Raw genomic sequence first — 23,991 nt, forward strand, 5'->3', positions numbered from 1 at the left:
CGTCCACTGGTCGCGCAACGCAACCACCTGGTCGCCCAGCGCCCGCGCGAGATCGGCGGCCATCACCCGGCCGCTGGGGGTGTGGTCCCCGGCCAGCATCTGGACCGACAACTCGCCGTTCGGACTCACCTCGCCGAAGACGCCGTACTTGGCATCATCTCCGTAATTGTTGAGGTACACCGACGGTATTCCAGGCAGGCGCCCGGATTCGATTGTCCGGCCCGGGCCGTGGGAGGCGTCCCATTCGACGCCGTGCAGTTCTTCGTGAGTGTGTCCGCCCTGCACCGGCCGGTGACCGGCGATGAACTGCATGATCAGCGCATGGGCGGCACGGTCACGCAGTCGTAGCAGTGCCTGCGGATCCGCCCCGGGACCGGCAAGCTCCGGATTCTTCCGTACGGTCTCCCGTTCGAACCATTCCGCGAACGCCCGGACGCGGGATTCCTGCGGGGTCATCGATGGTGCCGGGCCGGGCAACCGGCCGATCCTCGCCGCCTCCCGCAGTTCGGCCCGGACGGTGATTTCCCGCTGGAGCGCCCATCCATCGATATCCAGCATTTCGGCGTTGTACCGGGCGCGGCCGCCCGCGCCACGATAGCGATCCCGATCCTGATTCAGCGGGCCGCCGGCCTTGGCGCGATCACCTGCTCGCTCGGCATGAACGACGCAGCCCGCAACGCGCGCCGCCGCTTCGATATACCCGGCGCCGGCATCCACGACGATCCGGTTCAGGCCGGGTTCGAAACGCACTCCCGGCTCGGAGTCCACGACAATCCGCAGACCCCGTTCCCGCAGGGTGGCCAGTGCCTGAGTACCGGCGTCGGTCAGCTCCAGCAGCGACTCGATCACCAAAACCCGGGATTCGACGGCCTCGGACACCGAATTCTGCGGTTGGACGCCGTTCACCCGAGCCGGCCGGGGGACGTCGAATTCACCGGACCGGCGCTCGATCACGCCGTCCTCGGATACGGTGACGGTGAAATTCCGGACCCGCGCATCACGATGGTTCAGGATCTCGGCCAGTCCAGGGGTCGAACGCACTACCTGTTCGTGCTCGCCCGGCGCGGCCACCACCAGAATCTCGTTGTCTGCCAGGACCGCGATCCGATCCCCGAACAGCCGGACCGGGCCGGATTCGCCGGCGGTCAGATCGTCACGGAACTGCCTGGCCGCCGCGACGTCCAGTTCCGACCACAATGTCCAGACCCGCGCCGCGGCATTGGTCTCCTCGTCGAGGAGATCAACGATGCGCCGCAGGTTGTGCTCCAGCCGCCGCAATGAGACCACACGGCCTGAAGAAGCTGTATGCCAGTCGTTTTCGACCTTTCCGAGTTCCGTGCCGACAACCCGCAGCAGACCGTCGATCGGCTTCCGCCGCTGATCCCGGCCCGGCTCCCCGTGATACATATCCAGTAGCGCCTGGGCCACCGTGAGATCGAACTCTCGGCCGTCCAGCCACTCCCGCCCCTCCGGCGAGAGCTCTTCCCCGGCGCGGGCAGTGGTCGTTTCGGTCCACCGCGCGGACAGTTCGAGCCGGGCGGCCGCGGCATCCCGCTCCAGGTCCGGCAGCGGTCCCCCGGCCAGCTCCGGTACATAGGCCAGCACTGTGCGGGTGGCCCGAGTCAGCTCCGCAGCGTGGGTGCGCTGCTGCGCTCCGGCGGCACGCAGGCGGGCCGCCGCGGCCCGGAAGTCCCCGGCGACCTTCTCGTCCGCCGGGACATAGTAGGTACCGGTGCGGACCGACCGCACCGAGTCCCAGTACTCGCCGTGCCGCTGCCTGCCGGTCCGGCCGAGATCCTCCGCGCGGCCCAGCCGCGTGGCCAGGTGTTCCACCGCGATCCTATGTGCGACGCGTCGAGCAGAATCCGGTTCCTGCGCACCCAGGGCCGTGAATGCGCGTTCGAACGAGATCCGATACAGGTCTCGGTTGGGGTCCGGGGTGAAATGCCGGTAGCCGAGTGCGCGGAGCTCCTCCTCCAGCCGGTAGCGGGCGCCCGCTACCGTCGCCTCCTGTAGTAGGGCCGTCGCCACATATTCGTCGCGGTCCGCGTAGTCGTCCGGGTCGACCGCCGGCGTGTGCGGGTCGAGAGCGATCGTGGTCCGCTGGATTTCACCGGCAACCTCCAGCACCCATTCGACCGGGTCGGCTACAGCGGTGACATTGTGCGGCATTCCGTGCGCTTCGAAGAACTCCAGGATCTCCCGGCCGGAGCGGGTGCGGTGCAGTAATTCCATCGCGCCGAACGGGAATTCGATCCGATAGGGCCCGAACCAGGCGGTGCGTAACAGGGCGTCCTCGGCGGTGCCGGGTATATCGGAGGTTTCGTGTTCGACAGCGGGTGCGAAGAACACCCACGGTTGCCCGGAATCGTAGCGCGGCGTCGCGACCCGCTGCTGTTCCTCGTCCTCGGCAACCTGTCGCGACTCGATCGAATCGGAACGCAGCTGAGCCATATCCAGCAGGACAGCTTGAATGCGGACGTCGAGCCGGTCCAGCAGGCGCTCGGCCTCGTCGTCCGGATTCGATATCAGGCATCGGCGAATGTTGTCGACCAGTGCGGATTCCCCGAGGATGTCGAGATCCCACAGCCTGTGGTTGAAATCGACGCCGAGCCGCTCGCTCGTCCGTAACCATGCCGCGCGCGCGGCGGTGCCGAAATCGACGCCGAGCCGCGCACCGAGCCGCAGCAGTTCTTTGCGCACAGCGGTCAGACGGGACTGGGCCGCGGTGTTCGCAGCGACCGTCAGCTCTTTCATCTGGGCAATCGCCGTTTCGAACGGCGAATGGGTACCCGGTTCGGGGTAGTCGGTGTCGGTCACCTGTGCACCGGCGCGGGCCCAGGCATGATCGACGAGGACCCGGCCCAGAGACCACTCGATCCGATCCAGCTCCTCGTGGAGTGCGGCCGTATCCAGCGCCCCGGACCTGTCCCGGTGCGCCTGCTCGAGCAGCTTGTCGCGGCGCACCTCGAACCAGCTCCGAATCCCGGCGACCGCCGCCCGTACCTCTCCGGCCTCGGCCTCCGGTTCGGGAAGGTGACCTGCCGGGTAACCGATACTCACCGCGAAAGCGTTGAGCGCGCGGACGACGGCCGCCGCACGTTCGGTGGCCACCAGCTGGATCTGCCCCTCGACCCATTCCCGGTGGCCGGAGAGCGTGGAGTCACCCGGGGCCGACCGGGCAGTGGCGGGGTCGCGGACGGCTGCCAGCTCGGTGGTGAGACGGTTCGAGGTCTCGGTGGCGGCGAGATAGTCCGAGAACTGGACGAGGACTTCCAGGCGGCGGTTCAGGACCTGGTCCAGCTCCCATTGCTCCGCACGATGGGCATCGCGAGTGCCGGCCAATTCCGCGATCCGCCAGGTCTCGTCCGGATCGCCGGATCCGCCGGTGAGGGTTGCGCGCAGGCGGCGAGCCTCGGCCTCGAGTACGTTCACGGTTTGGGCGGTGCGCATGCGGACCTGGTCGATCCCGTCGAGGTCGGCAGCAGGCACCAGCCCGGCTTCGGCCGCGTAATCACGCAGGGCTTTCTGCGCCGCAATCCCCCGCTCCTGCATCAGCTTCCACGACTCGGCCCATGTCGCGGAGTACTCCCGCATCACACCGTTCCACTGGTGCAGCACCCCCCGGCGTGTCTGCTTCACGTCGAGCTCAGCAGGGTGCTTCGGGTCCTGTTCCGCACGGTCGTCGGGGTCGTGCTCACGCCAGTGGGCCCACATCGTATCGGCCTGCGCCAGCAGATGACGGCGGTACGCCTCGGCGAAGCGCTCCCGCAGCTCATCTCTGCGGGCCAGGTAGAACAGTGTTGCGCGTTCTTTCCAGGCGAACAGCGCCGGAACGATGTCATCACCAGCGGCTTCGGCTGCGGTGCCGAATTCGCCGTCGAGTGGGTCCGCATCGGGCTGTCCGTCGATCGGGTCGAGATCGTCGTACAGCACGGCGATCAGTTCGCCGAAATCGGAGGGGCCGAGACTGCCGTGTTTCAGCTTCCGATGGATCCCACGAATATCGGTTTCGGCCACTGTTGCGGCGCGGGCGGCAGCCTGCGCCAGTTCCTCTCGCAGATCGTCCACGGTCTCGCCGAGGCGATCGGGCGGGGCATCGACAAATCCCGACCTGTCCCGGTCGAGGCCGGGCAGGCCCTCGACGGCGCGGTGGAAATCGACACATCCGCTGTGATATTCGATCGCCGCATCGAACAGCTCCCACAGGTGTGCCCTGGTATCCGCCGCGGCGCCCGCCGGATCACGCCGCTCCAGATGCATTGTGACCGCATCGACCAGCTGCTCGCCGATCAGCCGCAGTCTGTCCTGATCACCATCCGAGGACAGCAATTCCATAGCCGCGTCGACCGGGACCCGTGTTTCGGCGCCCACCTCGGGCCCCTGAGGATCGGCATCCCCTTCCCGCAGGTGGTCGACGAGTCCGCAGAGCCGTTCCAAACCGCCACGGGCCCGCTCCCGGGCTACCTCCTGCCAGAGCCGCTGCCACTGACGGAATTCGCTGTCGGCGACTTGCTCGCGCGCGGCATCATCCCAGATCGCCAGCTGCAGTTCGGCGGCGCAATAGTCCGCCGTCGCCTCGATGGTCCTGCGGCGCCACCGCAGTGTGTCGTACAGGTCGCTGCGGGCCTTCCGGTTTGCCCAGCCATCGACGACCGTGTCGACGCCGTCATCGGCGACCGTGGAGATATCGGTGTCCGGCATCGGGGCCGCGAGCTCATCGCGCCAATCTCTGATCCGCAGATCGAACTCCGCAAGCAGACGCTGTGCCGCCCCGGTCAGGCCGGTAAGCCCGTCCTCGGCACCCCGGACATCCATTCCGAGGAAATCCCCGGCATCGTCCAGTTCCTGCAGAGCGTAACGCTGCCGGTTCCGCTCCAACAGCAGGTTTGCCGCTACCAGCGGATCGTGTTCGGCGGGACGTGGGATATCCGGACTGTCCGGGTCATCGGGCCCGACCGGGCCTGTGTCGCCGTCCGACTCGGACTCCGAGCCCTCTCCATCGCCGGCACCGGACCACAGTCGGTAGCCGCGCGCCTCGTCGGCTCTGCTTCGCTGCTCCGCCGAGTCGGCGGGGAGCTCACCCACCCAGTCGAACCGCGCATTCGCGGCATCGTGGCGGGATCTGTGGTCGCCCTCCGCACCCAGCGACCGCTCCAGCAACTCGTGCTCGACGAGGCGGATATCGCTGGCACGCAACTCATCCGAGACCCGCTCACCCGTGATCAGGCGCAGGATCGCCTCCATGATCTGGAAATCGGCATCGAAACGCCGGCGGGTGATCCTTCCGGAGTTCTCATCGAGCAGATCATGCTCATCCAAGAACAGATAACGCAGCACCGGCACGAGTTCGGACTCGACGTCGAAACCGACCCGACCCCGATCCCGTTCGGTCCTGGACAGAGTGTGTCCGATCGCCGCCGCCACACCGCGCGGGTCACGCTCCAACTCCGTACGGACGACGTCGTACAAGGTGTTGGCCCACTCATCGCGCCGGTCGAACTCCACCGGTGCCACCAACTCATAACCGCTCGTGATCTCACCCGACCGCACCGAATCGGCCACCTCATCGGCCACTTCTTCGAGCCACTGCCGCATCCGGATACCGTGCCGGGCTTCGAACAGACGAGTGTGGGCCCTGAATTCTAGTGCAGCCCAGCCCTGATCGACATCGATCCGGGTCCCACTGAGACGATCACGAAGGTCACCTTCGAAGCGTCGTAGTTGCTGGTTGAGGATATCTGTATTACCGAGGTGGGTCGCCGTTTTCACCAGCTCCACGGCAGAACCATCCCTCCGCAACCCCTCTGCCGCTGCACGCTGGGTTTCGGTGAGGCCGAGATCGGGGTCGGTGTAAAGTTTCTGCAGGAATACAGTGGTAGGCAGCGCCTTATCGGCTTCGATCTGCTCGAGGGCTATCTGTGTGACATCCAAACGCTTGGCGAAAGCCGACGGTGTGAGCCCCAGATGATGACGACACGCGATCACGGCGCTACCGATTCTGGAATGCGCGGCAGGATCGATGTCGAACGAATCGAAGCGTCCCGGAAAGAACCTCAGCGCGGCGATACTCGAATCGTTGCCGGAAATACCCAGGCCGCGCATCAGTTTGAACCAGCTGCCATCGAGCTTATCCCGCCGCGACGGACGATTCTCCGCTCGGTACACGGTCTGCTTAGAAACGCCGGCGATACGTGCGAGCCCGGCTTGAGTCAGACCGTTGACAGCACGGCGGGCGACGAGGAGGCTATGGAGAGCGCGATGCTGTCGCGGGTGTGGGCTGAACGAATCCAATCCTGCCAGGAACTCTTGCGCAAAAAGATCTCGATACCAATCCGGGACACCGAGTCCCCCGAACAGTTTCCACCATATCTCCGGCAAGGTTGCGATCACACCGCGCTCCGCCCGGCGAATCGAGTTGTGACCAACATGTGCGTGTGCTGCGAGTTGCAGCACATCCATCCCAGTGGTCTCGCGGTAGAACTTCAGCCATCGGCCCGAATTTCCCGTGAATCGCAGATCGATGATGGCGAAGAGCCACTCCTGTGCAGGAACATCGTCGGGGGCATCGAGGACCCGGGCACGAATCTCCGATCGCAGGGATTCCACAACACTCTTCTCGGCCGATTCCATATGCAGGGCTATTCGTGCACGGATGGCGTTGTCGAACTGCTGCAACTGGTGGCCGAAGTGGTCGGTGAGATGGCTATTATCCTCCCGCGCAGCTGCTTTCAGGGATGCAATTGCCGGCTTTGAATCGTTCGGAAGTGGGTCGGCCACGTTCTCGGGCCGCTCCTCGGCCAAGCCATAGACGTAATGCCCCGCGGTATCGTTGTTCACCTGCACGACACCGCGGTCTCGCAATTCCCTGAGTGTTCGATGCACCGTAGTTCTGGAAACGCCGAGCAACTCCTCCAACTGGCGCGCGGTGAACGTTCCGTGTGTGAGGAAATCAAGAATCCGTCCGCGTGTACTGATATCAGCACCGGAAACATGCGCCCGGAAATCCCTCAGCTGGCCGGGAAGAAATCGGCGAACTATCTCATCGGCCAACTCCGGCGGAAGGTGGAGCACCTCGAATATGTTTCTCAATTCCTCCAGAGTAGGAGTACGGCCGAGTTTCTCGATCCTCCGGCTTGTGTCTTTGGTGAGCCCCGCGACCATATCGAGCTGATGATTGCTGGTGAACCCGGCGGCCGATCGAAGATCGAGGAGCAGGCTCGCTATGTCGTGGTAGTCGTCGAGGCGGCGGACCGGGTTACGCAGAGTTGTCAAGTCCGGGCCCGACAGTGCCCCCAAGAGGATTTTGATGGTCGAGAGGTCGAAAAGTTCCGACTGGCCCCGGTCCAGCCGAAGCTTCACGACAGTAGCCGCGTTCGACGGTACGGTGAGCGCACGGAAATACGCGCGCCGGTCTCCTGGCCCACTGCGCGCGAGCGCCTTGACGACCCGGGTCAGAAGCGGCGCCGGCGTGCGATCGACCAAACCGTGCAGATGAGGTAGTGACTCGGTATGAGCCAGCAGCTGCGGCCTGATGATGACGTGACCGATGAAGGCGTCCGTCGTGGCCTTATCCAGGATTTCGCGATAGCGGCCGACCTGCTGGCTCTCGTGCTCAGGCACCTCGAGGGAATAGCGCCAGGTTCGCTGGGCATGAGCCAGGGCCTCCGCGGTGATGATGTGCGCAACCCAGGAATCGTTCTCCACCGGCCCGAGCCACGGGCGCGCGGCACGCAGCCGACCCAGTTCGGCCAGCACCTTCCCGTGGATGCCTGGACCGAGTGCGCGGCGCAGTTCACCTGCGGCGATAGCGAACTCGCTGCCGTGGCCGCGGGCACGGCGTAGAAGATCGGGGGCAGGGCTCGGCTCGGGCGCCCCGGAAACGACCTCGGTTAGGCCTGAATCATCCCCTTCTCCGGCCAGTGGCCCTCGGTCCGATGCCGCCCCATGATCCGGGCCGCCGCCGAGGCCACCATCCCGTGTGAGGCCCCGTTCTGGTCCTCGAAGTGCTTGGTCCGCTTGTTGATGGTCAAGCGCTCCCCCATCGCTTCGGTCCCCCCGAACCGATACTCGATTTCCTCCGCGCCGTCCTGAACCAGGCCGTAGTACACCAGCAGTGCCATCAGTTCCTCCTTCGTCCTCAGCAGCGTCCCGCTGGGGCGCTACGCTTGAATTACCCCGTTCTCCGGCCAGGTCCCCTCGGTTCTCACCTGTCCCAGGGTCCTGGCTGCCGTATCGTGCACGGTCCCCCTCGTCCGGCCGTCCTGGTCCTGGAACGCCCAGGTCGTCTTGTCGATCGTGAGCCGCTGATCCAACTGATCGCGCTTCCTCCCGAATTCGTACCGGACCTGCGCCGGATCGCCCTGGATCTTGCGGAAGAACACCAGCAGTGCCATCGGAATCACCCTTTCCCAGATCTCTTTCCGAACTGTCGTCCGAAGCCCCCCGCTCGGCTTCGAGGTCCATCGTCGGCTCGGCCGGCCCCGAATAGTCCTCCAGGGTAGGATCGTCTACTTCACCGGGATCGCCCGCGCTCACGGCCGGATCGGGAGAACTGCCGCTGACATCCGAGCCAGGGCGGGGGGTGCGGTCTTTCGGTGGGGATTCGAGGGGGGTGTCGTAGTCGTAGACGATGGGGTCGACCGGGTAGCCCTGGGGATCGAGTTCTATTCCGTGGACGAGCCAGGGGGCGGGTTCGTACGTGGCGGGATCGAATTCGGTATCGGTGTCGAAGGTCGGGTCCAGGAGGCGGAGGGCGCCGTTGTCGTTGACGACGAAGAAAGCGTGCGCGGTATCGCTGTAGCGGGCTGTTGTGGTGACCCACATCCCGCGGCCGTGACCGGCGCGGCCGGCGGTGGAAGGGTCTCCCTCGATCGGACGGGTCAGCAGGTCCGCGACGGCGTGTAGTCCCGGACGCCGCCTGCCGCGGAACACATTGTGTCCCTGTGCCATCTGAGACATGACCTGTACCGGGACAACGTCGTCGATATCGTTCCCCGGCAGCAGCGGGGCGGCGGCCGGGTCTTCGGGGTGATTGTGAACGACCGGCGGCCGGCCCTCGCGGTAGGGGGCGTACCAGGTGTTGATCGCCCCGCCGGACATCCGCACACATCCGCCGGCCACGGTCTGCGCCCGGTCTCGGCCGTCCCGGTCGGAGCCCGAGGCCACCCGCCGCTCGGCCTCGAAAGCCATGGCCAGTTCGAGAGGCCCCGGATAGCCCTCCGGGACGTAACCGTCGAGTTCACCGGGATAATCCAGGGGCATGGCCGCAGCGGGAGCTTCGCGGACGGCCGCGAAATCAGCCGCTGCGCTGTAGAACTCGTGAATGGCACGGTCGGCGGTGCGGGCGATCTCGTCGAGTTCCGCGCTATTGCGGGAGGACGACCGATCGGCGAGCCAGTCCCGGATATCCCCACCGAGGTCGACGAAGGTCATCAGCGTTCTGGGGGCCGGCGGGAGTTCCGCTTCGCACACACCGATCGCGATGGCCACGTTTTCCAGCTCGGTGTATGCCGCCCGTCCGCGTTCGATGGCGAGGCGGAGCACCGCGGTCCCGGATTTCTCGGATTCTTCCAGCGCCTGCTCGAGCAAGCGATCGTCCTCGGACGACGCTCCGGCGTGGAACGGCAGCTCCCCGCGCATACGCTCGAGGTCGACCCCGGCGCGGTCGATTCTGAACCTCAGGTAACGAGTGGTGAATTCGTCCAGTCCGGGGCGCTGTTGTTCGGCCAGCAGGGCGGATCGCCGGGCGATGAATTCCTCGATAGCGGTCCATACCGTGGCGATTTCCCGCATGGCGCGATCGAAGCCGGGATCATCGCCCTTCGTGCGGGCCAATTCGGCTTCGGCGCAGCGGATTCGGAGGCCCGCCCAGAACGTGTCGCGCTGTACGAGGTAGCGGCGTTCGTCGCGGACCCGGGCACGACGGCGCGTCCATCCGGATTCGCTCTCCGCGTCATGCTCGACAGCTTCGGCCTCGGCGGCAGACCACTCCCCGATCAGATCCACCAGCCGCCACGGACCCGGGCTACCACCGTCAGGTGTGCCCGTGATCAACGTCAAGCCGTCGGCGAGCCTCCGCACTGCCCTCTCCGCCGCCAGTTGCCGTGTCGCATCCAGCGCGCTGAGACTGGCCCCGGGCCTGGCAACACCCACGTTCGGGTCTGCGTCGGGGGCCTGCCCGGTGGGGTGGGCGCGCCACAGGTGCAGCGCCTCCCGGTATACCGTTTGCCAGAACCGGGCCTGGTCACCGGCCCGATCGGCGGTGTCGAACGCACGATAGTGGTCACCGATGGACACGGAGTCGTCCAGGAAATCTGCGAACAGATCCGGGCGCGCCCAGGCACGGCTGCGCGATCGCTGCTCCTCGACCGGGCGCGCGTCCACCACCCTGTCCTGGATTCCCTGCACGATCTCGGACGGTTGTTCCCCGGTGATTCCGTATTTCCGGCCGAGGTCCGACAAGAGCCGCTCAACAGTGCGTGCGTCGAGTGCGACGTACTGCTCAGGCGTGTACTTGCGTCCCTCCGTCCGGTCATGACCGGGGGCTTCACCGCGGAGCTCTATTTCGGATTTCCGAGCCGAACGATATTTGTCGAAAGCTTCTCGAGCCTCGCTGGACAAGTCCGTATAGCGGTCCTCGAGGCGCTGTTGCCGCGCGCGGACGAGGGATTGTTCCGGATCGATGACAGGACGCTCGACAGCCCGGTCGGCCCCGGCGGCAGCCGCGATCTGCCGTTGGACAAGGCTTGCGAGTTCGGCCACATCATCTGTCTCCGGGGAGATCCCGAGTTCGCCGCAAATCCGGCGCAGGATGCCGCGACTCACCCCCTGCCTGGCACGGGCCTTCGCGATACCCGCCGCGGTCAGCTCCTCCAGCAGCTGGGCATCGGTCCGCCCCGCGTCGAGTACGACAAGATCCCGAGATGGTTCGTAACGACTCGGCCGGGATCCGAAGCTGGTCTTCCGCCGATCGAGGAACTGCTCCCGAGGGTCGTCGGGCGGCAGCTGGTCCCGAAGTTCGTCCACTCTGGTCGCGGTGTACTCATCGACCAGATGCGGGTGCCAGCCGCCCACGGACGGCACGTCGTCGTTGGGTAGCGGATCCTCGATCTCCCGGTAGAACACCGCACCGTCGTCGAGAAGGTCGATCTCCCAATAGCGGATCCGCGTACCCTCCGGCGGTTCGTCCACTGCCGTCCGGAGCCACTGGTGATCCCCGGGTTTCGCGACAATCCACATTTCTCCCGATTCGCCGGGGACGATCGCCACCTGCTCCCGGTGCACTGTGGCGCCTTCGATACTGCCGGTCCATTCGGTGAGCAGCTTGTTCGCGACGCTCCGGACTGCCCCGTCATATCGGCTGTCCGCAGCGGCCGTGGCCTCCTCATAGTCGGCGAGCAGATCCCGGATGTGCCGCAGATCCAGTTCCCGGCGGCGCAACCGGGCCAGTTCCGGCTGACCGATGTCCCGGCCGTGCTCGGCGATCTCCGACTCCACCCGCTGCTGCGCCACCGCCAGCCGGTCGCGGAGCATGTTCCGTTCGTCGGCGCTGTCCGGGATCCGCGGGTCGACGTCCGATCCGGGCAGGCCGGCGACCTTCTCGGCGAATGTAGTCGCGCGGTTCAGGGCGTTGCGGCGGAGCACAGTCCGTTCCCACGCACTCGATCGCATGGTGGCATGGGTGGCGGGTTCTGCCGGAACATAGCGAGTCCAGCCGGAGACGGTCCGGTCGGCGGTGGAGACGAGCCGTAGCTGCTGTTCCAGCCAGTGCCGCAGTTCCGTCGCGGACCTCGCCGGGTAGCCCACGTGATCGGGGACCGGATTCCGGAGGGTGCGCACGAGGTCCTCGACCAGGGCCCGGGTTTCCTCGTCGCCGAGATCCGGTGGGAGGCCGTGGGCGCGCAGACAATCGGCGAAGGTCGCGTGGTCCCGAAGCGGGTCGCACAGTTCGTCGTCGATGACCATCCGGTACAGGTTGTCGCCCAGTTCCGCAATGGCGCGCTCGTGGGCGCGAGCGCGCAGCTCGGGGCCGGGCGGGGTGATTGTGTGCCGTTTCGATTCGGCCAGAGCACGGCCGAAGAACTCGTGGTACTTCCTCTCGGCGGCGCGTCGCTGCGCCTCGCGAGTGCTGTCTCCGCTCTCCCCGAGTGCGGCGAACTCCGCACCGGTTGCGTCGAGCGGACGCGCGCCCGGCGCCCCGACCTCCCGGGCTTGAGCTGCGATCAGGAACCGGGCACCCCAGATCCGAGCCTGGTCGGCGGCCTGCGCCCGCAGATTCGCCAGCGGCGCCATCTCGTGCACCCGGGCCGCCGCTGCCCGCCCCGAGGCCGCCAGATCCTCCGCGGCCGCCGATTCGGCCAGTCGTTCGACCGCTTCCGCCGCCGGCACATCCCCTTCGGCGGCCCGCTCGACAATATCGGCGGAGTACTTCTTCTCCTTCGCGGGATGCCGTTCGCCCTCACGGATTGTGTGGTACAGCTCCTTGCCCGCGGGAAGTTGCCGCAGCAGGTCCAGAGTGCGGTCGACCGCGCCCGGCAGCCCTTCGGCAGGCGGCAGGCCATGCTCGGTGGCAGCCGCTGAGTGGGAATCGGCCAGCGCTCGCGCGCGTTCGGCGTCAAAGCGGGTTTCCTGCCAGGGTGCCAGCCGGTCGGCCTCGGCGTGGGCGCGTTCCAGGTCCCATCCCGCGAAAAGACCTAGCGATTCATAGAATTCGTGGCGGAGGAATTCCACGTCGGAGCGTCGCTGCGCGATCTGCTCGGCGGGGGTCAGGTCGATACCCCATTCGTCCGTCTCATAGGTATTCCGGACGAGCCGGTCCCAGACGGTGACCATATCCGGGTGGCTCTGTGCCAGGCGGGGCCCGTCTTCCGGGAGCCCGGTATCGGGATCGAGTCGCTGATCCTCGTTCCCGAAGATGTGGTTCTTGATGTCTCCGAGGTTGCCGAGGATCTCGGCGGTATCCGCACCCGGGAAGATCCGCTTGCCCCGCTCATCACGCGCCTCGCGGATAGTGCGGGCGATGGCGGCGATATCGTGAGGATCGTTCCTGATGCGTTCGAAATCGGCATCGGCTTCCGCTTGCACCTCGGCATCCATCGGGAAGTCGCGGAGCGCGCCGAAAATGGGCAGCCGCAGCTCGGAGGCATCCGATTCCTCGGGGTCGTCGGCGTGCAGGATGCCCAGTTCCCAGGTCGCGTCGGAGTGTTCGTTCAGTATGCCGACGATAACACCGCGCACGAAATCCGGATCGGGTCCGTCCGCAATATCCAATGCCCGTCGGGCTTTCTGCTCGCGAATCCACTTCGACACGGTGGCCGCGGCGGCTCGCACCGTCGCACCGCTCTCCGGCAACCCCAATTCCCGCTGCACGGCGCGGATATCTTTCAGTGCACTTGCGCGCCGGTTCTCCGTGTCCGCGGACAGCACGTCCCAGAGTTCACTCGCCGCCCTCTCATAGGAATCCGCCAGGCTCTCATGGGGACCCGCGCCGGCGATATCCGCATGCTTGTCCGCCAACGCCGAATTCGCGTGGCGCAATAAGTATTTCGCTTCACGCAGGAGTTGGTACCGATCCGAGTACGTCTGGCGGTATGCGATCCGCCCCATCGCTTCCGCGCGGTTGCTCGCGGATTTCTCCAGCTCGGCGTCGAGTTTCGCGAGCTCGGCGTCGAGCCGGTCCACGCACGCCTGCGCCCGCTCGACGATATCGCCGGCTCCGGCGAGCTCGAGTTCTTCCTCGATGCGCTCCAATTCCCCGTCGATATACGCCAGGTTCGCCGCGGTGATCCCTTGGATGTGATGCCAGGTATCGACGGCACCAGCCATCACCTGGCTCGGCCGTAGATCGGACAAGGGCAAGACCCGGCCGTCCCCGAGCTCTTCGAGGAATTTCACCGACACGGCCGTGTATTCGACATTCGGATCGGGTTGGCGCACAGACCGATCCACTTCCGACCATTGGAGGGCGAATTTCGCCCGCCCTGCCGCCTGTTCGGCCCGATGCGACAGCTCATGTAGCAGGTGCCGGCGAACAGGTGGGACACCGGCCCGTATCGCTTCCTCCAAGGTGCGGCGCCCACGGTCCGCGAGGTTCGTGAGCTCCTTGACGGTATCCGTGACCTGGTAGAGAAATGACGACCTCGCGGCAACGATCGAGTCATAACGTGGCCCGGACCCGGCGTCGTGAGGATCCGTGTCATGGTCTTGCAACCAGCCCCGGTTGCGCACGGCGGCATCCAGCCGAATGTAGGACCAGGAGTCGACCGAATCCAAGGAAGCTACGAGGGGAGCGATCGGATCTGGCCGGTATTCCACACCCCCGGCGTAGGGCAGATCTCCCCGGAGCCGGTCGAGATCGACCTCGATACGGCAGTTCTCATTGTGCACTACAGCCGCCTCGAAACCGAGCTCGGCCAGCCGGGTAACTCTACGGGCCAGCGTGCGCCGGGCGAAACGTCCACCCCCCAGGCGATTGATATCCTGCTGCGCGATACCGAACCGCGCCGATCCCCGACTGTTCTCGATATCGGCCTCTGCCTTGATTTTCGCCGTGGTGACGTAGATCTGGGTGCCGATCTCTACCGAGATCCGCCGACACAGGACATCAATCTCGGAGTCGGCGAATCCGCGCTCACGCACGACGTCACCGCCGAAAACCTCGGTCGCGACAATGAGCAGCACATCCTGGAGCTTGGCTCGCCGGATGCCGACCGCTGTCCGGAAATCCTTCCAAGCGGTCTGAGCCTCGGTCAGGAATTCAGCAGCGCGTTCCGGTTTCCCTGCGAGCAGCTCCGATTCGGCTCGTGCGCAGAAAGCCCGGAACATCAGCTGATCGAGCTCACGACGGTGCCAGTACAACTCGGACGCACTCCGCCAAGACATGAGATCGTCCCAGGGCAGCGGGCCGACACGCTGCGCGTTCGAAGCCGCCGACTCGATCTCTTCGGCCTGCTCGTCCAGCAGTCTTCGATACGCGGCGGCTTTGGCGGCCACTCCGCGCCGCGGGGTTCCCGCGGGGTGACCGGCTTTCGCGCTACGACCGGCTTTTTCGATGCGGCGCATCAGCGACCTCATATCGCCGACGGCACCTGCCCGGCGAGTATCGATCAGTTCCGCCAATTCGCCGGACAGTCGACCCGCCATTTCGCGAGCGGCTTTCCCGTCGACCGCACGCGCGAGTGGATGTGGCCCCACGATCGTCGGCGACCATACGCGCCAGTGATCGTAGATCTCGGACAACGCCCGATAATGCTCGCGCAGCAACCACAACGTGACGCGCATTGCACGATGCCGCAGCTCGCGCCGCGCCGATGCCTGCTCCACTTCGGAGAGATCCGAATACATCATTTCGATCGTGGGGAATTCGCTGATCTTCCGGCGGCTCGCATCCATGAGCACGTAGCTTTCGAGTTCGCCGGACCAGGCGCGAATATGGGCGAGTAGAGAGGCGGGGTCCTCTCGCAAGCCGCTGTGGCCCCTGCGCATGTCGAAGAACCTGCCGGAGATCTTCGCCGCCAGCACCCACGCCCGGCGCTGTGCTGTGTGGGCACGTTCGCTCTGCAGCGCGTGCCCGAACAGCCGGAAGGCTTCTTCCACCGCGCCCTCGGAGGCTCGGTCGTCACCGGCGCGGCGCGTGTCCCGGGCGAGCGCGCGATAGTAGTCCCGTGTCGCGTGAACGACCGGCGCCCGGCCGCCGGCAACTTTCTCAGAACGCTCTCGCACCACTGTGACGAACTCGTCGCGCTCGTCGGGGTCGCCGAAATCACGGTTCGCGAAGTCCGTCTCACTGGTGGTGACGGGTTCGTCCAGCTCTCGGCTCGCCAACGCCCATTCCCGGAATGCCTGCGCCACAGCTGACGAGCTCAGGTCATCGGCGAGGTCGAGGTACTGCGCCACCGCTGATTTCGCATCCCGGGGGCCATCCTCCACCGCTGAATGGCCGGCGGCCGGATAGTGCCCGGGCCGCCAATCCATGACTGTGTGTACCGGCGTGTAGGTACCGCCCTTCGCGGTGTGGACGGCCATGGACCGGATTTCGGCCAGCACCCGGTCGAGGAACTCGATATCGGACAGCCGCTGCCGGTCATCCGGGTAATCATCGGCGGCCAGTCGCAGCCAGGTGGTCACTGTTCCCAGGCCGGTGGCGGAGACGAACAGGTATCTCTTGATCTCGCGAAGATCGTCCAGGACGAATCCGATCTCGCTCCCGTCCGCGCGCCGGACCTCGGCGGCCGCGAAACCGGCGATCGTATCCGCGACGGCCTCGACATCACCTGTGAACTGTCCGATCACCTCGCTTAACGCCGCGGCGATATCCTGCTCATATACAGGGCCTTTCGGGACCCACCCGGTATCGGCGGTCCCGAGGATATGACCATCCCGCTGCCGGGGATCCGCCAGCACAGACAACAGCGACAGTTCGTTCTCGGCGGCGGTGAACTCATCTGCCACCGACTCGCCGACCTTCCCCGACCGCATTTCCACCAATGCGGCACCACGTCGCTCCACCGCGGATCCGTACAGCACCGCCAGCACCTGATTCACCTGCGCGGTAGCCATTTCCAGGTCGGCCTCGATACCAGCGGCAATTGCCATCTCGCGCCGGGCCTGGTAGCAGCCCAGGAGTATGTAGTACGTGTCACGGCGGATACCGGCGACAACCCCGGCCGGAGTGCCCGGACGCTCGACTGCCGCGTCCAGCCGCCGCATGACATCGGATTCCCAGGTATCGATATGCCACGAGCCTGTTACCTCCTCATCGGAGGTTCGGAGCTCCGGGCCGGCTTCGAGGTCCGCTAGGCGCTGCGTGATTCGCTGCAGATCGGTGGCATGGGGTGTCGCGTGTTCGCGGGCGGCCGATTCCGAGCGACGTGCCACCTTTTCCGCCTCGAACATCAGCGCCGACTCGACTGAGCCGGGGCGCTCGCCGAGGCGGTGGTCGTGGAGATCGCCGGGACGGGTGAGGTCCATGCCGAGGCCGGGATAGTCGGTGATGGCCGCGGTGTCGGCCATCACGACATATATGTCGTGAACCGCCCGCTCGAGGGAGCGGGCGATCTCGCGGAGCATCGCCCGGCGCGCGGGGCCGATATCGGGATCGTGCTGTTCCTCGAGCCTGCTCCGCAGTTCGGTGAGGGTTTCTTCGAAGAGCACACGCTCCGGCGGTGGCAGCATCGACTCCGCCCACTGGCTGTTTCGCAGTTCGGTGCGAGCCTCGTGGTCGGGTACCCCCAATTCGGGCAGAATCGTTCCGGGTCGACGCAGACCGAGTGTCACCGCGATCGCGTCCACGGCGGCCATGGCCTGCCTGCCACGCAACCGTATCGTCGTCAACGCGCCCTGGCACGGCGGCTCGGCATCTTTCACGGCGGCATACAGACGAACACCGTCGCCCACCGGTTGACCGTCGAATCCGGCGGCGGGCAATTCCAACCGCATCTGACCGAGGTCGATGTGGGCGCCCGCGGCTCGGAAGCTCGCGTACTCGGCGTGGAAACGGGCATGGTCATAGTAGGAGGGCAGGCCGGTGGCGGGTTCCGTGTCATAGGGGCCTGGGGTCGGTCGCGGATCGAGTGATTCGCAGTATTCGTCGATCAATTCGACGGCCTGCGACCACCCCGGGGCGACATCGTCCATGGCCTGGTCGAATCCCGCGTAGTCGCCGCGCATCCGAGCCGATTCCGCACGAGCGGAATGGATTCGGAGTTGCCCCCACAGACTGTCGCGGCGCACCCGGTAACGCCGGTAGGCCCGCAGCCGGGCCAGCCGTCGCCGCGCTTCGGAGTCGCTACTCGCGTCCTCGACAATGGCCTTCGCCTCGCCGGCTTGCCATGTTTCGATGAGATTCACCAGATCCGGCACCTGGCGGCTGATCTCGAGGAGGTCGGTGCCCGGCGCAACGATCTCGTCCGGGATCAGCCCCAGGCCGGAAGCGGTTCGTCGCAGCTTTGCCAGACCCGAGCCGGCGCGCTCGGTCTCCCGGGCGTCGAGTTCGCGGGAGACATCCGTGCCCTCGTAGGCACTCCACAGCTCATAGGTGGCGCGCCAGACCCCATGCCGGTACCGGTCTCGCTCGTCCCACTGATCGTGCGGCTCCCAGTGGAGTGCGTTGGTGGCGACCCTGGAATTCGTTCGCGCGAACACCAGATTGTCGAGGAAGCGGTTGAACCAGTCGCTATCGATCGTATAGGGTTCGCGTACCTCACTTTCCGGCCATCGCTCCATTCTCTCGAAACTGTCGTCGATGGCGGCCTTGACATCATCCGGTAACAGCCTGTCGCGGAACAGAAACCTCAGCCCGATGTTCTCGATGCGCTTCTCCAGCTCGGGCGTGCCGGGGGGCATTTCGTCGAGCTGCTCCACCGCAGGATCGGGAGTGCGACCGCGCAGGCGCATTTCTTCTATGTGGGCGACGGAGTAGACAAAGGAAGCCGCCGCGGACCGGTGCGCGAAAGCGATGAGTCCGTCATGAATGCGCTGCTGCCCCACCCGGTTCCGGGACTGCTCGGGGTCGACAAGCGGTCGCTCGTACGGAGCCTCCTCGCGGGCGAGCGCGGCCTCGATCCGTTGCCGGACGAGTTCGTCGAGCCGGACGATATCTGTGATATCGGCGGGAATCGCGAGAGCGTCGGCGATCTCGCGCATGATGTCCAGGCTGCGCCGCTGCCGATTCTGCGTGGCTTCGATCGCCGCATTCGTGAGGTTCGGCAGCAGCCGCTCCGGCCATGAGTAATCCCGGTCGTTCTCGAACGGCTCCCAGGAATCCGGGTCGTTCTCGAATGCGTCCCGGGCTGCCTGCCAGCCGGCGATCTCGTCCGCCGCGGCGTGCGCGCCGAAGTACGGGAGGTCGCCGTTCTCCCAGCGCAGGGCGATCTCCCGTGCGAAAAGATCGTCTTCCATGAGGGATTCTTCGACCACCTCACGAGCGAACAGCATCAGGTCCAGGGCATGCTGTTTCGTCCCGTAGGGACCGTCGTAGTCGCCTTCCATCAGGCGGCGGACGGCCTCGTACACGGCCAGGATGGGGGTGAACCTGCGCCGGACCGGTTCGGTCGACGTATCGTCGAGCAGCCAATGTTCGTCTGTGATGAGGTAGTCGAGGATTTCGTCGATCTGCCCGCGTCGGAAGGGTTTCGGCGCGACGCCCGCCGCGGGCTCCTCCTCGGAGTTGTAGTTGTCGTAGAAGAATTCCCGGTTGTTCTCGAAGATGCCCGTGGAAACCTCGACCAGGTTCCGCCGAAGCCATTCGTAGCCACTCGCGGCGGCTTCCGCTTCGTGCGCGGTCGATGCCGGTCCGATCTCGCCGCCGCCGCCGGCGAAGCCGGAGCCCTCGGCCGGAGTGGTACCGATATGGATGCTCTCCCCGTGCTCACTGATCGGTTCGAGGGCCTCGAGTTCGCCGGATGTCAAGCGGGCCGGGTTCCCCTCGGCATCCACCGGCAGCCCGTGGGCATCGGTAAGGATCGCCCAGACGCCGGTGACCTCCCCACTCCGATATCCGATCAGCTCCGCATCGATCAACGGATTCAGTTCACCGTCTATCGCGAAGGGCACACCGTGGAAATCTCCGGCCGGGTCATCGACCAGCACCGTGCCGTTCTCGTTCCGGAACCGGTAGGCATGCGCGCCGAGACCGAGCTCGTCCTCCTGCGCATACCGTTCGACGACCACCGCCGAACAGCCGTCGCCCAGCGACTCCACCGCGTCATGAACCGCCCACAGGCTGTTCCGGTACTCACCCGCCTCCTGATAGGCCCGCAGCCGCCCGTGCTCGCCCGCCCCCTCTTTCTCCGGCCCGAACGCCTCCCTGGGCCCGAGATCCTCCACCCTCCGGCCGTACAGCCGGAGCTCGGCCTCGAACTTCCGCTGCACACCGAGGTCACTTCGCCCGTAGAGCTTCCGTCCCTGCTCGTCCCGCTCGTCGGCCCAATCCGGAAGTTTGTCCCCCTCGGGCCGGACCTTGTCGACCTCCTCCGCGACCCACTCGGCACAGCCCCCCGGCTCCACCTCCAGATCCGGCCCGCTGCCATCCACCCCGCCGGTCGGCACCGGCGCGCTGCCATCGGGGGAATACCCCACAGTGCCGGCGCCACGGCCCACGACCGTCTGAAGCGCCGAACCCTCCGCGCCCGCGGAACGCGTGGCGAAACCTCCGGACCGGCCATCTGTAGGGAATAGCCCCGAACCTCGGAGCAGGGTCTTCGGTTCCTCGGCGAGTGCCGCTCTCCCATCACTCGGAGCGACAGATCCGTCGCCTACCGGCTCCCAGCTCGGCTCAGCAGCCGATCGAGATCCGGCAGCCGCGCCTGTGCGGACGTCGGCGGATTCTGCGGCGACGGGATCTTCGGGAGCGATCGGCGCCGGTTCCTGCGGCGAACCCGGCGATTCCTGGTCCGGTGTGGGGGACCAGGCGTAGGCGTAGGTTCGGGGCTCGTGGTTGGGCCCGAGACGAGCCACACCGTCCGGGGAGAGGGCGGCCCAGACGGTTTCGCGGCCCCGGCCGTGACCATCCAGCGCGTCCGGGGCAGCCGCGGACCCGCCATCCTCCCGGGTGAAGCGAGGACCGAAGTACTCGAGTAGCCATGGGGGCGCACCGACCTGGTCCCCGGCCCCGACCCGCCGGAGATCGTCGACGGCGGCCTGCCGTTCGTCCGCGGTCCCGGCCGCCTCCAGGCGCCGCCGGGCCTCTTGCTCGGCCGCCGCAAATGCGCTGTCGGCCAGAACTTCGAGCTCGGCGAGCTTGTCGATATCGCCGTGGAGATGGGCCAGATCCAGTTGTACGAGCAGCGCGTTGATCAAGAGCTGATCGGCCTGACGGTGCTCGCGCTTCGCACCTCGCAAATCGGCCATTTTGCCGATGTCATCGGCCAGGACGACCGGATCACCGAACTCGAAGATATCGTTCATCATGGCCAGCACATGGAGTTCGCCGAGGTCCGGCTGCGATTCCATGAACCGCTCGAGCTCGGCCCGCAGCCGATCGGCTGCGGCCTCGGCCGCTGTGCCGCGCGGTGTGATCGTCACATTTTCGAGGCTGTCGAGGTCGGCCAGCCCCCGCACATAGTCGTAGGCAGTCCACCGGATCGCCCGCTCGATCCGGTAGGCCTCCGCCCGCAGCGCCCAGAACCGCGCCGGCTCCAGATCACGGAATTCACCGCTACCCCGGCGGTTTTCGTAATGCGTCCGGAACCACTCGGTGAGTACCCCGGCAGCATCGACCACCGACACCGGGTCTGCGCCGGTGAGATCTGCGGGGAGCTCATCGGGATATCCGATCGCGGCCGCGATATCCGCGAATCGCCGGCGCGCCGTCTGCCGCTGCCGGTGCTCGGCGTTCGCCCGCACGGGATAGCGTGCATCCCAGGCCGCCCGCACGGCCTTGTCCAGCGGTGTTCCGCCGGGCTCGGGCCAGAAACCCGGGTCCCGGACGATATTGACCGAACCCGGCAGTTCTGCTTCCAGCAGAGCCAGCTCTACCTCGGCGCAATGCACTGCGTATTCCGCCTGAGCGAGGTTCTTGCGGGTCCGGTCGAGGTCGTCCAGTTGCGCCCAGAGCACACGGGGCGTTGTGCGAGTTCCGGTCAGCGCGCTCTCGCTGCCCACGCTGCTCGCGTTTCCGGGACCCGCGTTCAGATAGGCCCCCACCCCGGCCCGCAGGCCGGCCTCCCGGACCTCCAGCGTCTGCCGGAACTCCTCTGCCAGACCGTCCGATTCACCGAGCGGGTCCAGCCCGGCGATCTTGCGCATACGGAGGTTCGCGGCGTGCAGGGCCTTGCGGGCGTTGAGGTAGGCCGTCGACCATTCCGTTTTGTAGTCGGCCGTGCGGGTGCGGGCGGCGTGGTCCTGATCGGACAGCTCGAATGCGGTGATCTGGGCGATGAGATCGCCGCGCCGCAACCGCAGCAGCGCACGTTCGACACGGTCTACATGGGCCATCCTGCGCCGATGAGGGTCGCCGGTGGCTACGGCGGTGTCGTGTCCGGCGAGCGCGAGAGCGCGACGTTCGGTCGCTATCCATGTCGTGAGGCGGCCGTCGAGGTGCCGGGGGTCGTCGAGCGCGGCCACGGCCACGCGCCTCGCCTCGGGATCCCCCTCGGTCCGTTCCCGGATCTCGGCTTCCAGGTCCAGCCCGGCGTAATTCGTCAGGTCTCGCAGATCGGCCACGATCCGCTGACGACGCTCGGCCACCACAGCCTCGACCGCCTGGCGTATGCCGGCTACCCGGCCGCTGTGGAATTCCGGGCTCCCGGCCGCACCGACGGCCGCCTGCCGCACACCGGCCCGCGCCGCACGCTCCTGGTTCGAGTGGTATTCGATGGCGGCTTCGAACATATCCGCCGCGGCACGGAAGCGGGCGGCACGTCGTTCGACCAGGTACTCGACATCGGTCAAGCCACCCTTGGCCTTGCGATCGTCGCTGTGGTCGATATCGCTGCGATCAGCGGCGGCCATCCGGCCACCGATCGCGGCGAGGAGATCCGGCACCTCGCCGATCTCCGGATCCACCTCGTACTCGGACGCGATCGCCCGCAGCCGATCGTATGCGGCCTCGGCCCGCTCCCGCGTCTTGTCGAGCGCTCCCACCAGCTCGCCCTGGGCAGATCGGGCCGCATCAAAATCGTTTTGCGCCAGGGCTACTTCTGTCAGGAGACCATCAGTGAGCTGATCACGCTCACGCCAGAGCTCGCGCAGCTGATACCGGGGAACCCGCAGGACCCGGTTCACCAGGTCGGACCCGGACGACAGCGTGCCCTGCCTCCGGATCTCGGCCTCACGCTCCTGGATCTCCGCGTCCAGCTCCCGGATGCGGGTGATGCGACTCGGTCCGGCGTCCGCATCGCGATCCGATCCGCCGGGCTCGATCAGCTGGCCGCCGGACTGCTCGGGCAGGTACCGGGGATCGGTGTTCGCCGAGGGGAGCAGGTCTCGCAGCCGGTGTTCCCAATCGGCTTCGCCGTTCGCCTCCCCATGCATGATCTCGAACGGGGGCAGCTTTTCCCATGCCGAGAACCACCGTGCCTCGAACCGCTGCTCGGCCACCTCGTGCCTGAGCAATCCCACATGACTCATCAAGGTGTCACGGTCCAAGGGATAGCCGAGCGAGAGATCGCGCCACGCCTCGGCGATCAGGTGGCTGGCCCGGAACCTCGCGACGACGGGCTCACCGGTTCGCTCATCGATGAGATTGTGCTCGGTGAAGTACAAGTGGTTCTTGATCGCGCCCACGGTGTCCACATCGGACACTTCCAGTATGTGCGCGACGTCCTCGGGCGAGAGTCCATGCGCGCCGGGGTCCGCCGCGATCCCGGCGAGATACGTGGCGATCCGCCCCACGTCGGTATCGTCCGCGCGTGCCGCGTCGTACCGCGTTTCGGCCCAGGATTCCCAGGTCGACGGATCCGATCCCTTGTCCGGTATGCGCGGGGCCGTATCGCCGCGTAGCGCAGTACCGACGAGGCGCATCGCGGTACCCGGGGAGAGGTTATCGGGATTGCGGAACACCATCCGGCCCACGGCCAATCCGGCGGCGCCGGATTCCCGGACGGCCGCGACGACCTGTTCCATCGGTATGGTCCAGTTCGATCCGCCCGCGAACACCACCGGGACCTGCGAGGAGGCGACCACCGCCCGCATCGCGGCGAGGTTGGGCGTTCCGCCGAGGGGCCCCAGCTCGGTGTCCACTGTCCCGTCGGGCCACTTCGGGATGCTCGTTTTCACGATATCCGCGCCCAGAAGCACCGCCTGACTCACGGCCGTGAGGACGTGGTCGAGGTTGTCCGGCGAGATACCGGGGCCACGTGGGTAACTCATGATGATCAGCGGAATATCGGCCTCGGACAATGCCCTGCCGAGCTCCGCGACCTCGGCTTCCTGCTCCGCGTTGCCGAGCGATCCGACATTCACATGGACACTCACCGCGTCCACGTCGAGGCGCTTCGCCTCCCTGAGGATGCTTTCGGCAGAGCCGAGGAGCACCTTGTGATTCGGATC

General features: G+C 66.4%; 1 protein-coding gene (only partly in view). It reads right to left on the bottom strand.

The whole window is internal to an NUDIX domain-containing protein gene (locus ACQEVO_RS13570; RefSeq protein WP_432912910.1) on the bottom strand: the coding sequence, 60,876 nt in all, runs 24,009 nt past the left edge and 12,876 nt past the right edge, and what appears here is coding positions 12,877-36,867 (codon 4,293, complete, through codon 12,289, complete); the first complete codon in reading order (the gene reads right to left) occupies positions 23,989-23,991. Both the start codon and the stop codon lie outside the window.

The organism is Nocardia sp. CA-290969, from assembly GCF_050936135.1.
In the GTDB taxonomy this organism is placed as follows: Bacteria; Actinomycetota; Actinomycetes; order Mycobacteriales; family Mycobacteriaceae; genus Nocardia.